12 protein-coding genes are annotated in these 12,042 nt (G+C 63.4%); 8 read left to right on the top strand and 4 right to left on the bottom strand.

What is annotated here, in order from left to right; translation table 11 throughout:
• The 4 genes from ACWIVK_RS11255 to ACWIVK_RS11240 all read right to left on the bottom strand — a co-directional run.
• Positions 1 to 474, bottom strand: a 474-nt coding sequence (locus tag ACWIVK_RS11255) for a flavin reductase family protein (protein WP_448576799.1), incomplete at its 3' end; no start/stop codon positions are given.
• A complete protein-coding gene (dmpG, locus tag ACWIVK_RS11250) occupies positions 434 to 1,510 on the bottom strand; it encodes a 4-hydroxy-2-oxovalerate aldolase (RefSeq protein ID WP_448576798.1) in 1,077 nt (358 codons plus the stop codon). The genes ACWIVK_RS11255 and dmpG, both read right to left, overlap by 41 nt.
• A complete protein-coding gene (locus ACWIVK_RS11245; RefSeq protein WP_448576797.1) occupies positions 1,507 to 2,433 on the bottom strand; it encodes an acetaldehyde dehydrogenase (acetylating) in 927 nt (308 codons plus the stop codon). Before ACWIVK_RS11245 ends, dmpG begins: the two co-directional genes overlap by 4 nt.
• Entirely contained in the window at positions 2,370 to 3,191 is an 822-nt protein-coding gene (locus tag ACWIVK_RS11240; RefSeq protein WP_448576796.1) for an IclR family transcriptional regulator, read from the bottom strand. The genes ACWIVK_RS11245 and ACWIVK_RS11240 overlap by 64 nt, the downstream gene beginning before the upstream one ends.
• Before the next feature lie 214 nt (positions 3,192 to 3,405).
• On the opposite strand from ACWIVK_RS11240, the gene ACWIVK_RS11235 reads away from it, so the two are divergent.
• From ACWIVK_RS11235 to ACWIVK_RS11200, 8 genes are all read left to right on the top strand, one after another.
• The gene (locus ACWIVK_RS11235) at positions 3,406 to 4,941 is read left to right on the top strand and encodes a 4-hydroxyphenylacetate 3-hydroxylase family protein (RefSeq protein WP_448576794.1); all 1,536 of its coding nucleotides are present in this window, start codon (positions 3,406 to 3,408) and stop codon (positions 4,939 to 4,941) included.
• A gap of 34 nt (positions 4,942 to 4,975) precedes the next feature.
• On the top strand, positions 4,976 to 5,956 hold the full coding sequence (locus ACWIVK_RS11230) for a VOC family protein (RefSeq protein ID WP_448576793.1): 981 nt from the start codon (positions 4,976 to 4,978) through the stop codon (positions 5,954 to 5,956).
• A 103-nt stretch (positions 5,957 to 6,059) separates the two neighbouring features.
• Positions 6,060 to 7,406: an ABC transporter substrate-binding protein gene (locus ACWIVK_RS11225; RefSeq protein WP_448576792.1), complete on the top strand. Its 1,347-nt coding sequence runs from the start codon at positions 6,060 to 6,062 to the stop codon at positions 7,404 to 7,406.
• A gap of 149 nt (positions 7,407 to 7,555) precedes the next feature.
• The gene (locus ACWIVK_RS11220; protein ID WP_448576791.1) at positions 7,556 to 8,419 is read left to right on the top strand and encodes a branched-chain amino acid ABC transporter permease; all 864 of its coding nucleotides are present in this window, start codon (positions 7,556 to 7,558) and stop codon (positions 8,417 to 8,419) included.
• 12 nt (positions 8,420 to 8,431) lie between these two features.
• Positions 8,432 to 9,484, top strand: a complete 1,053-nt coding sequence (locus ACWIVK_RS11215; protein ID WP_448576790.1) for a branched-chain amino acid ABC transporter permease — start codon at positions 8,432 to 8,434, stop codon at positions 9,482 to 9,484.
• Complete coding sequence (locus ACWIVK_RS11210; RefSeq protein ID WP_448576789.1) at positions 9,481 to 10,263, top strand: ABC transporter ATP-binding protein; 783 nt, start codon at positions 9,481 to 9,483, stop codon at positions 10,261 to 10,263. The genes ACWIVK_RS11215 and ACWIVK_RS11210 overlap by 4 nt, the downstream gene beginning before the upstream one ends.
• Positions 10,247 to 10,963, top strand: coding sequence for an ABC transporter ATP-binding protein (locus tag ACWIVK_RS11205; protein ID WP_448576788.1), 717 nt, complete (start codon positions 10,247 to 10,249; stop codon positions 10,961 to 10,963). The genes ACWIVK_RS11210 and ACWIVK_RS11205 overlap by 17 nt, the downstream gene beginning before the upstream one ends.
• Before the next feature lie 183 nt (positions 10,964 to 11,146).
• On the top strand, positions 11,147 to 12,042 hold an 896-nt coding region (locus tag ACWIVK_RS11200; RefSeq protein WP_448576787.1), incomplete at its 3' end, for an amidohydrolase family protein.

The raw sequence follows: 12,042 nt of genomic DNA, 5'->3' as shown, positions 1-12,042 counted from the left end.
CTCGCGCTCCCAATAGTCCAGCCAGCGCACCCGTCCCAACACCAGCGTATGGTCCCCTGCGGGCACCCGCTCCCAGACGTCGCACACCACCTGCGCGACTGCCCCCTCCAAGAGCGGCACCCCCTCCCGCCAGGCAAAGACCGGTTCGTACCCCGCTTGCGGCTTCCCGGCAAAATGCCGCGCCGCCCGCTCCTGGTCACGGGCCAGCACGCTCACCCCATAGCGGGTGGCTTCGGCCAAATAGGCGTGCATCCGTGCCCGCCGATCGACCGACACGAGGACGAGCGGCGGCTCGAGCGAGACGGAGAGAAACGCATTGGCGGTCATCCCGTGGACCCCTTCCGGACGCGCCACGGTGATGACCGTCACCCCCGTCGCGAACCGCCCCATCGTCCGCCGGAAGTGCCGGGGATCGATCGTCGGGGCTGGTTCGTCAATCAGCTGATCGCTCGGCTGCGGCTGGTTCGCGTGCATCGCCCGCTCCTTCAGCTGCGCGCTTGCTGCGCAGGATATCGAGCGCCACATCCAGGATCCAGTCCTCCTGCCCAGCGACCGCCTGGCGTCGACCGAGTTCGACCAGGATCTCACGCGGATCGAGCCCGAACTCAGCTGCGATATGGCGAGCATGGAGGAGGAACGTCGAATAGACCCCCGCATAGCCGATCGTGATCGCGTCCCGATCCGGAATCGGCTGGTACGGCATGATCGGGGCCACGATGTACTCGGCAGCATCCATCAACTTGAACACATCGAGCCCCGGATTGATTCCCAACTTGTCGAGGACGGCCGCGATGAGCTCGGTGGGCGCGTTGCCAGCACCCGCACCCAGCCCGCGCAAGCAGCCATCCACTTGATCGGCCCCCTCCTCGATGGCCGCCAAAGTATTCCCGATCGCCAACCCGAGGTTGTTATGAGCATGAAAGCCGACCTGAATGGAGAGCCGCTCCTTCAGCGCAGCGACCCGGCGCCGGACATCGTCCGGCAACATCGCGCCAGCCGAGTCGACGATGTAGACGCAGTCGGCACCGTACGACTCCATCAGCGCGGCCTGCTCGGCCAGGAACTCCGGTGGACGCATGTGCGCCATCATGAGGAAACCGACCGCTTCCAGGCCCATCTCTTTGGCCATCCCGAAGTGCTGCTCGGAAATATCGGCCTCGGTGCACTGCGTCGCGATGCGGACGACTTTGATGCCGCGCTCGATCGCCGCTGAGAGCTCTTTGCGCGTGCCGATTCCGGGGAGCAAGAGAGCCGCGATCTTGGCTCGCTTGGCGGTCTTCGCCGCTTCTTCGATCAGCTCGAGCTCGCTCGTCGCCGAAAAGCCATACTGGATCGAGCTGCCCGCCAGTCCGTCCCCATGGGTGACTTCGATGACCGGCACGCCAGCCTCATCGAGAGCAGCCACGATCGCCCGCACTTGTTCCCGCGTGAACTGGTGCCGCATGGCATGGGAACCGTCCCGCAGCGTCGTGTCGGTCACGCGCGGTGGCTTGAGCGTCTTGGCGTTCATGCTGCCACCTCCTCGCGGATCCCGAGCAGATGCCGGGCGAACAGCTCGCCGACCCGCCAGGCCGCTGCCGTCATGATGTCGAGGTTGCCGGAATACGGCGGCAAGAAATCACCAGCCCCCTCGACCTCGAGCAGCATGGCGATGACCGTTCGTTCGCCCCACGGCGTGCGCCGCCGGTCGAAGACGGGCGCATCCTTGAGTCGATACCCGGGGACATAGTGCTGCACTTCAGCGACCATCTGGTCGACCGACGCCACGATCGCCGCCTGGTCGAACTCCTGGGTCGCGGGGATGACGTATACGGTATTGCGCATGATGATCGGCGGTTCAGCCGGGTTGAGAATGATGATCGCCTTTCCCTGCTCAGCTCCCCCGATCGCCTCGAGCCCGTGTGCGGTCGTGAAGGTGAACTCGTCGATGTTCTGCCGCGTTCCTGGCCCGGCCGACTTGCTCGCGACGGTCGAGACGATCTCGGCGTAGCGCACCGGCACCACCCGGCCGACCGCATAGACCAGCGGGATGGTCGCCTGGCCGCCGCAGGTGATCAGGTTGACGTTGTCCTTGTCCAGATGTGCGCCGAGGTTGACCGGCGGCACGACGTAGGGCCCGCGGGCAGCTGGCGTCAGATCGATCGCGATTTTGCCAGCCTCGCGCAGCATCTTGGCGTGGCGCACGTGCGCTTTGGCGCTGGTGGCATCGAACACGATCCGGATCTCTGGATCATCCAGGATCGCCTTGATCCCCTCGTAGCTCGTCGGAATACCCAGTTTCTTGGCGCGCGCGATCCCCTCCGATTGCGGATCGATCCCGGCGAACATGGCCAGTTCCATGTGACCAGGATTCCGCAAGAGCTTGTACATCAGGTCGGTACCGATATTCCCGGTACCGAGGATCGCGACCTTGACCGCTTGCCGTTCTCCCATGCCCACTCCTCCTGATAGTACCCGAGTTCTTCCGAAACCCGTCGCGCTGCGTCGACGATCGCGGTGGTGAGCCGCTGCCGGTTCGGATAGAAGCGATAGGCCGGCACCGACAGACTCATCGCCGCGATGACGTGACCGCTCTCGTCGCGGATCGGCGCCGCTGCACAACAGAGCCCGACCATTACTTCTTCCTGGTCGTAGGCGAACCCCTGTTGGCGGACCCGCTCCAGTTCTTCGCGTAGCAACTCGACCGACGTGATCGTGTTCGGCGTGAAACTCACCAGTCCAGTTCGCTCGACGATCTCCAGCACCACCTCCCACGGTTGATGGGCGAGCAGCACCTTGCCAACGCCAGAGCAGTGCGCCGGGAGGCGCTTGCCGACCCCGGAGAGCACGATCTCGAGGGCACGATCTCCTTGGAGCTTTTCGACGTACAACACTTGTCCGTCGACCAACACGGCAAGGTGCGTCGTCTCGCCCCACCCAGCCACCAGACGCTCCATGACCGGACGGGCCGCGCGGAGGAGCGCACTCGAGTCGAGCAGCGTCTGGGAGAGCTCGAACAGTGCCCAGCCGAGACGGTAGCGGCCAGCAGCCGTTCGTTGCAAGAGGCCTTCCGCTGCTAAAGTCCGCAGAAGCGCATGAGCACCTGACTTGGGGATCTCCAGCGCAGCAGCGACCTCGGTGACCCCCCATTCCGGCTGATGCGGCGTAAAGAGGCGAAGCACTTGTGCTGCCTTTTGCACCGTCTGGAGCATCGCCCCCTCCATGTCATCACGATACTAGCACCGTGGTGAACAGGCAAGCAGCTCGTTCACAATGGCTGAACTCTCCGCTGCCCTCTCGCTCGCTCACCGCAGATCCTGACGAGAGGTTCATGATAGCCGAACGACACGATTGACGTGACCTGATGCTCGCACTATTATCACATTAGAAGTGGTGAGAAGCCGGTCTTGCAAGGGAGAACGGTCGATGACACAGGTGGTTCAGGCGTCAACCCGTCCGATGACTGGCGAGGAGTACTTGGAAAGCCTGCGGGACGGCCGCAAGTTGTTCTTCCGCGGCGAGTGGGTCGAGGACGTCACGACTCATCCGGCCTTCCGGAACGCCGCACGCTCGGTGGCCCGACTGTACGACGCGCTTCACGCGCCGGAGACGCGTGAGATCCTGACGAAGGTCGATCGCCAGGGTATTCTGACCCACAAGTTCTTCGCCCCTGCGTATTCCGCAGAGGATCTCAAGGAGGCAGCCCAAGCCATCGCGGTCTGGCAACGGATGAGCTTCGGCTGGATGGGTCGGACCCCGGAGTACAAGGCCGCTTTCATGGCCACGCTCGGCGCTGACCCGGACTATTACGCTCCGTTTGGGGAAACAGCACGGAGATGGTACCGCGAATACGCTTCCCGCGTCCTCTTCATGAATCACGTCATCGTCGACCCGCCGATCGATCGCAATCGTCCACCCAGCGAAGTCCGCGATGTGTACATCCACGTCGTCAAGGAGACAGATGGTGGCATCATCGTCAGTGGTGCCAAGCAAGTCGCGACAGCATCGGCCCTCACCCACGGCACCTTCGTCGGCGTCAACAGCGGGAGCGCGGCGCGCCTGCAAGAGGGCCGAGACGAAGACGTCGCGCTCGTCTTCTTCGTCCGCATGGATAACCCGCGCCAGTACCTGATTTCGCGCGCGTCGTACGAACTCGATGCCGAGAGCCCCTTCGACCATCCGCTCTCCAGCCGCTTCGACGAAAACGATGCATTCTTGGTTCTGGACGAGGCGTTCATCCCCTGGGAAGACGTGCTCATCTACCGCGATGTGGCCAAGTGCAAGCGATTCTATGCCGACTCCGGCTTCTTCAATCGCTTCAACCTGCAGACGACGATCCGCTTCATGATCAAGGTCGAGTTCATGATCGGTCTCTTGCAGAAAGGCTTGGAGTGCAACGGGACAGCTGATTTCCGCGGAAACCAGGTCCTCGTCGGGGAACTCGTCGCGCTCCGGCATCTCCTTTGGGCCATCGTCACGGCGATGGTGAGCGATCCCGAGCCGAGCTTGGGTGGGTCAGTCGTGCCGCGTCTGGAATACGCGGCGGCTGCGCGGGTCTACACCAACTTCGCTTGGGATCGCATTCGCCAGATCTACGAGCGGATCCTCGGTGGCGCCCCGATCATCAATGTGTCCAGCTACCGCGATTTCCTCAACCCCGAGGTCCGGCCACTCCTCGACCGCTACCTCCGCGGGACCGGTATGACCGCCGTGGAGCGCAGCAAGCTGTACAAGCTGGTGTGGGACGCAGTGTACTCGGAGTTCGGTGGCCGGCACGGGCTCTATGAGCTGAATTATGCCGGCAATCACGAGCAGAAGTACCTCGACCCGCTCCAGTGGGCGGAGCGACGCGGCTTCATGCAGCAGTGGAAAGCGCTCGTCGACGAGTGCCTCAGTCAGTACGACCTCGACGGTTGGCGAGACGCGGCGTGGGTGTGGGAACCGAACGGTCGCGAACGGTGAGGTCGGGGGTCGAACCACTCAGGGAGGTGGGGTCATGGCGGATCTCCGTGTCCCAGTCGTCGCCCAGCTCGCCCATGTCGAGCTGTATACACCCAAGCCGGACGAGAGTCTCTGGTTCTTCACCAAACTCCTCGGGATGAGCGTCGTTCATCAGGAGGAGCAATCGGTTTACCTGCGAGCGTACGAGGACTGGTTTCTATGGACGCTCAAGCTGACAGAGGCGCCCCAAGCCGGCCTCGGGCACGCCGCTTGGCGCGTCTCGGCACCCGAGCTGCTGGAGGAAGCCGCAGTCGCTATCGAGGCCGCTGGGCTCGGACTCGGCTGGCAGGAAAGCGAATTCGGCGGTGGACGCGCCTACCGCTTCCGCATGCCAGACGGTCACCGCATGGAGTTGATCTGGGATCTCGAGTACTACCAAGCCCCCGAGGACCAGCGCAGTGCCCTCAAGAACCGGCCCCAGCGCCGACCGCTGGACGGTGTGCCCGTGCGCCGGCTCGATCACATCAACTGCTTCGTGAGCGATGTCGAGACCCACGAAGCGTTCCTCCGCAACTATCTCGGCTTCAAGCTGCGCGAGACCAAGATCGGCGGTGACGGGAAGAAAGTCGGATCGTGGCTCTCGGTGAGCCCGCTCGTCCACGAGATCGCGGTCATGCGCGACGGAACTGGCCAGGGAAATCGCTTGCACCACATCGCGTACTGGTACGGTTACCCACAACATTGCTACGACGTGGCGGACGCCTGCCGGGATTGGGGCGTCAAAATCGAGGCTGGTCCTGGGAAGCACGGCACGACCCAAGCCATGTTCCTCTACGTCTTCGAGCCAGGCGGAAACCGCGTGGAGTTGTGGGGCGATGCAGGCTACCTGATCTTTGACCCCAACTGGCAGACCGTGGTGTGGGATGTCTCCCACGAGTCCGATCTGTACTCGAGTACGGTGTGGCTCGGCGCATCGACCATGCCAGAATCGTTCTACACCTATGGGACACCAGAAAAGGTGACGGTCGGCGTCTGAGAAAGAGGGCAGCGGTGGGCCAGTGCGAGGACGACTCGACTGGCCCGCCATGACGATCCAGCGATGAGCGAGACGGGTCAGTCGCTTTGCGAGGAGGAGAGCGATGGAACAGAGCGATTTCCGCCACCTATTCCGTCGACCAGTTCGACGGCGAACGGTGATCCTCGGGATCGGGACAGCAGCACTCGGCGGTCTGCTCGCGGCCTGCGGTGGTGGCGGCGCGACGCCGACCACCGCACCAGCGACGCCGACCCCGGCAGCAGCCACACCGACTTCCCCAGCCGTCACACCGACCCCGGCCGCAGCAGCGACGCCGACCGTCGTGGTCACACCGGCTGCCGCAGCGGAGCCGATCCGCATCGGCCTCATCCACGGTTATACCGGTGTCTTCGCGGCATTGGCCGAAAACCTGACACGCGGTATCCAGCTCTACTTCGAGTCGATCGACAATACGGTCGCTGGTCGCAGGGTCACCTTCGTTCAGGAAGACGACGCCTCCAATCCGGAGCAGGGCCTGACCAAGACCAAGCAACTGGTCGAACGCGACAAAGTGCACCTCATCATCGGATACATCCACAGCGGTGTCGCACTCGCCTGCCGCGACTACATTCACCAGACTGGAGTTCCCACGATCATCGACAATGCCGGTGCCCAAGCGATCACGCGCGACCCGCAGCGACGCAGTCCCTTCATCTTCCGCGTCTCGTTCGCCAACGGCCAATACGAATGGCCGATGGGGCAGTACGCCTTCGAGCAGCTCGGCTACAAGCGACTCGCCTTCATGGCTCCCGACTATGCCGCTGGACGCGAGAAGACCGAACCAGTCAAGAAAGCATTCCAAAAGGCAGGTGGCGAGATCGCCGGTGAGGTCTTTCCACCGCTCGACACGAGCGACTTTGCACCGTTCCTCCAGCGGATCCAACAGCTCCAACCTGATGCTGTCTGGGCCTTCTTTGCCGGTGCAGACGCGGTCCGCTTTGTCACACAGTATCAGGATTTCGGGCTCAAAGATGAGATTCCTCTGATCGGTGCAGGCGACCTGGTCGATGAGGCCTATGTCGATCAGCAGGGAGAAGCCGCACTCGATATCATTACCTCGCTCCACTATTCACCGCTGATCGATACCCCGGAGAACAAGGCATTTGTCGACGCTTTCAAGCAAAAGCACGGTCGTCTTCCCAACCAATTTGCGTATCAGGGTTACCTGGCTGCCCGCGTCACTGCGAAGGCACTCGAGACGGTGCAAGGGAAGGCGGAAGACACTCAGGCTTTCCTCAAAGCACTCAAAGATGTGCAGTTCACGGGACCAGCCGGCCCGTTCCGCTTCCACCCAGAAACCCAGAATGCCGTCATCACTGTCTATTTCCGGAAGGTCCAGCGTCTGCCGGATGGCACGCTCGGTAACGTCGTGTTGGGCAAGCAGGAAAACGTGGACGATCTCTCCTTCTGATCGCTCGTGGCGGGTGACGCTCGCTGAGCGGGCGTCATCCACGCGCCCCATTTTGCACCTGAATCGTTCTGCGAGTATCGTTGTAACATCGAGCTCAGAGGCGGTACTGCGCCGATGGTTTGGAGGGACTGAGGGAGAAGGGAGATCCGGTGCCGGTCAATACTGCCAGTCTCGTCATCGGTCTATCCTATGCGAGCCTGCTCTTCCTGGTCGCGGTGGGGCTCTCGGTCGTCTTCGGTCTCATGCGCTTCATCAACCTCGCGACTGGCTCGCTCTACCTCATCGGTGGGTACATCGGGTGGTCCGTGGCGCGCTCGACCGGGAACTTCCTCCTCGCACTCCTCGCTGGCGCTCTGGCCGCCTTGGTCGTGGGCATCGCCATCGAGCGTGGTTTCTTGCAGCGTCTGCACCGCAAGGAACTTCTCCAGGTCGCTCTGACGCTCGGTGTGGCCTATGTGGTACAGGACGTCACGCGGTGGATCTGGGGCGGCGACCCGCTTCGTCTGCGACCACCAGCGATGCTGCGCGGCTCGATGGAACTCTTCGGCTCGGTCGTTCCGATCTATCGGGTCGCCTTGATCGTCGTCGGGGCCGTCCTCGCCATCCTGGTCTGGTATCTGCTCGAGCGCACCAAGTGGGGAGCCTATGTCCGGGCTGGGGTCGACGATCTCGAGATGGTACAGTGCCTCGGCATCAATGCGCGTCGAATCTTCGCCATCGTCTTCTCGCTGGGTGCCTTCCTGTCCGGTCTCGGTGGAGCTCTCGGCACGCCCGTGACCGGTGTCGCACCTGGAACGGACGTCCAACTCCTCTTGATGGCGCTCATCGTCGTCGTCCTGGGCGGGCTCGGTTCCGTCGCGGGAGCGATCGCGGCGAGCATCGTCGTGGCACTGACCGACACGATCGTGCGAACCTTCTGGCCCGAGGCGTCCTTCTTCGCGGTGTGGGCACTCGCCGCCACCGTCCTCATCGTCCGCCCGCAGGGGCTGTTCGGCCGACCCGGCTGGGCCTAGGAGGGTAACCGGATGATGGTAACCGCTCGTCTGGCACGAAACTGGCGTACGGCGCTCGGCGTTCTCCTCGCGGTGCTGCTCCTCTCGGCTCCAGCCTTCCTCCCGACCTACCCGCTGTCCGTCCTGACCGAGATCTTGATCTTCTCGCTCTTCGCGATGTCCCTCAACCTCCTACTGGGCTATGCCGGTCTGCCCTCCCTCGGCCACTCGGCCTTCTTCGGAACTGGCGGGTACGCCGTTGGATTGCTCGCCAAGTATCTCGGCGTTCCTGTCCCCCTGGCCTTGCTCATTGCGGTGATCGCTGGAGTGGCGCTCGCGCTCGTCACTGGCCCCTTCGTGCTGCGAACATACGGGGCATACTTCCTCATCCTGACTCTCTCATTGACTCAAGTCCTGTTCGGGATCGTCTGGCTCTGGCGTCACGTGACCGGCGGTGACGATGGGCTGCCGGGAATCCCCACACCGAAGCTTCCGTTCCTCGTCGGGCGTGTCTCCGACACCGCCAACTTCTACTATCTCGCCCTCTTCGTGGTCGGGATCGCGCTCCTCACCATTGCGTGGATCGTCCGTTCACCGTTCGGGCTCGCCCTCATCGGCATCCGGGAGAACGAGCGCTACCTCGCTGGTCTCGGCTATCCCACCTGGACGCTGAAGTACGCTGCGTACACCATCGCTGGCGGCTACGGTGCCCTAGCGGGCGGTCTGTTCGCCTATTTCAAAGGCTTCGTCGGCCCCGGGCAGATCAGCTGGCTCTTGGCCGGCGAGGGGATGGTGATGGTCATCCTCGGGGGAGCTGGAACGTTCTGGGGCCCGATCATCGGAACCACACTCGTCCTTCTGCTACGCTATGAGGTCAGCGCATTCACGCAGCGCTGGGTCATGATTCTCGGTATCGTCTTCATCTTGACCGTGCTGCTGCTTCCGCAGGGCATCGTTCGGTTGCCGGATCGGATCCGCCAGCTGCGGGCCCAGTTGCGGCGAGAGGCTCCGGTGGCTCGAACGCCAGCTTCAGCAGTCAGTCGTCATCGCGAGCCATCGGTCGAGCAAGTCATCGAGAGGTCATGACGATGACAGCAGTACCGGCACTGCAACTCGAGCACGTCAGCAAGATCATCGGCGGGCTGACGATCCTCGAAGACATCTCGCTCACCGTGCAGCCAGGCGAGCGACGGGCCATCATCGGTCCCAACGGTGCCGGCAAGACCACACTCCTCAACGTGATCGCCGGTTTCCTTCCGGCGACACGTGGTCGCGTGCTCGTCTTCGGGCGCGACGTCACCAGGTTACCAGCGCATCGTCGGGTCGATGTCGGGCTGCTCAAAACGAACCAGCAGCCAGCAGTCTTCCACGAGCTGACGACACGCCAGAACATCTTGATCGCGCTCCTCCGGGGACGCCACCGCCTGCTGGGCCTCACTGGGCAAGTGAACAGCGATCGTGCTGTCCAGCGCGAAGCCGAACGCGTCCTCGAGGAATGGGGCCTTTTGGACGTCAGCGATATCGAAGTGCGTCATCTCCCGCATGGCTACCAGCGACGGGTCGAGCTGGCCGCACGCTTCGCTTTGCGACCGCGCTTGCTGCTGCTCGACGAGCCAGCTGCCGGCCTGGCCGTCGACGAGATTCCCACCTTCATCGAGCGACTCAAACAGCTCCCACGCGAGATGACGGTGGTCCTCGTCGAGCACAGTATGCGCGTCGTCTTCTCCTTCGCTGACCGGATCACGGTCCTCCATCACGGGGCCGTCCTGGCTGACGGTACGCCGGACGAGATTCAGCGCAACGAAGACGTGCAGGCAGCGTATTTGGCCGGAGCGATGCGAGGGCGAAATGCTGGAACTGCGTGACGTCTACGGAGGCTATGGCGAAGGCTTCGTCTTGAACGGACTCTCGTTGACGGTCGAAGAAGGACAAGTCGTCGGTCTCTTGGGGCGAAACGGTGCCGGGAAGACGACGACCATGCGCGCGATCATGGGTTTGCTCCCTCGACTGGCCGGCGAGATCCGCCTGCGCGGCGAGTCGCTCGTCGGTCTACCGCCCCATGTCATCGCCCACAAGGGTATCGCGCTCGTGCCGCAAGGTCGGCGTATCTTCCCCTCGCTGACCGTCACGGAGAATCTCCTGCTCGGGGCACGACCACCGCGCCCCGACCAGCGGGTCCGCTGGACCGTCGAGGAAATCTATCAGCTCTTCCCGATCCTCAAGGAACGCGGCAAACTCCGGGGAACGCTCTTGAGCGGTGGCGAGCAGCAGATGCTGACCATCGCCCGTTCGCTGATGACCCAGCCGCTCGTGCTCCTCTGCGACGAGCCATCGGAAGGACTCGCGCCGGTCATGGTGCAGCGCGTCGGCGAGATCTTGCAGCGCCTCAAGCAGGCAGGCCTGTCGATCCTCCTGGCAGAACAGAACATCGATCTCGCGCTTTCCGTCATCGATGTTGCCTACATCGTCGAGGAAGGGCGCGTCATCTGGCAGGGATCAGCTGCGGAGCTCGTCGGCAACCGCGAACTTCAGGAGACCTACTTGGGAGTCCGCGTCGAAGCGTGACCGCGCGCGTTCCGGCAGCGTGTCCGCGTGGCTCGGATCGTCGCTCCGGAACCGGACCGTCTCCGATGGCGTGTCAACACCGCTGTGCAGCTCGCGCGAACCGAGCGACACGCGGCAGAGAGAATCGACGTCTGCGCACCGATAAGCACCCATGAGCGCGTTGGCCAATCGAGTGGGGGGATCGTGCAGGTCGATTGCCATATTCACGCCATCCCAGACACGATGCTCGTGTGGCTCCGCAGCAACGCAGCGCGCGCGGGGGCTCGTTTCGAGCAGCGAGAACCCGGGAAACCGCCATTCTTGATCGTCGGAGGGCGTTGGCCGTTCGAACTCAAGCCGGTCTTTCACGAGTTGGATCAGTTCCTGGCAGCACTCGATGCAGCGGGGATCGAGCGCGCACTGCTGTCGCCGGTTCCTCAACTCTTCTTCTACGAGGCAGAGCCTGCATTGGCGCGCGAAGCGGCGCGCGCGTACAACGAGGCACTCTTGGGGTGGCGAGAACGGGTGCCGACGCGACTCGACCTCCTCGCGACGGTGCCGCTCAACGATCCGCCCGCTGCAGCAGACGAACTCGCCTGGGCGATGGAGCGAGGCATGCGGGGTGCCATCGTCGGACCGGGTACCGCGGATCGGCTGCTGACTGATCCCGTCTTCGAACCCCTCTGGCGAGCCGCCGAGGAGCGCAAGGCGATCCTGTTCCTCCACCCGCTCTTGAGTCGCGATCCTCGTCTCGCGCGACCACAACTTCCCAATCTGATCGGCGTCCCGTGGGAGACGACCGTCGCCGCGGCCGATCTGATTTTCGGCGGCATCCTCGATCGCTACCCCAACGTGCGGATCCTGCTGGCGCACGGCGGTGGGTATCTGCCGTATCAACTCGGTCGTCTCGAACGAGGCTATGCCGTCTGGGAGGCCGTGCGCCGGCAACTCGCTGAACCTCCCGTGACCTATCTCCGGCGCTTCTGGTACGACACCGTTCTCTGGCGCCGCGAAACGCTGGACTATCTCTGCGCCGTCGTCGGCCCAGAACGCGTCGTTCCCGGCTCCGACTTTCCCTTCGATCTGTCCGTGTGGCCGCC

It is taken from the genome of Thermomicrobium sp. (assembly GCF_053493975.1).
This window is presented reverse-complemented; position numbering and strand designations above follow the sequence as displayed.

Coding starts and splice junctions, on each gene's coding strand:
- ACWIVK_RS11225 (WP_448576792.1), top strand. CDS start 6,060: ATGGAACAGAGCGATTTCCGCCACCTATTCCGTCGACCAGTTCGACGG.
- ACWIVK_RS11245 (WP_448576797.1), bottom strand. CDS start 2,433: ATGGGAGAACGGCAAGCGGTCAAGGTCGCGATCCTCGGTACCGGGAAT.
- ACWIVK_RS11210 (WP_448576789.1), top strand. CDS start 9,481: ATGACGATGACAGCAGTACCGGCACTGCAACTCGAGCACGTCAGCAAG.
- ACWIVK_RS11205 (WP_448576788.1), top strand. CDS start 10,247: ATGCTGGAACTGCGTGACGTCTACGGAGGCTATGGCGAAGGCTTCGTC.
- dmpG (WP_448576798.1), bottom strand. CDS start 1,510: ATGAACGCCAAGACGCTCAAGCCACCGCGCGTGACCGACACGACGCTG.
- ACWIVK_RS11235 (WP_448576794.1), top strand. CDS start 3,406: ATGACACAGGTGGTTCAGGCGTCAACCCGTCCGATGACTGGCGAGGAG.
- ACWIVK_RS11230 (WP_448576793.1), top strand. CDS start 4,976: ATGGCGGATCTCCGTGTCCCAGTCGTCGCCCAGCTCGCCCATGTCGAG.
- ACWIVK_RS11240 (WP_448576796.1), bottom strand. CDS start 3,191: ATGCTCCAGACGGTGCAAAAGGCAGCACAAGTGCTTCGCCTCTTTACG.
- ACWIVK_RS11215 (WP_448576790.1), top strand. CDS start 8,432: ATGATGGTAACCGCTCGTCTGGCACGAAACTGGCGTACGGCGCTCGGC.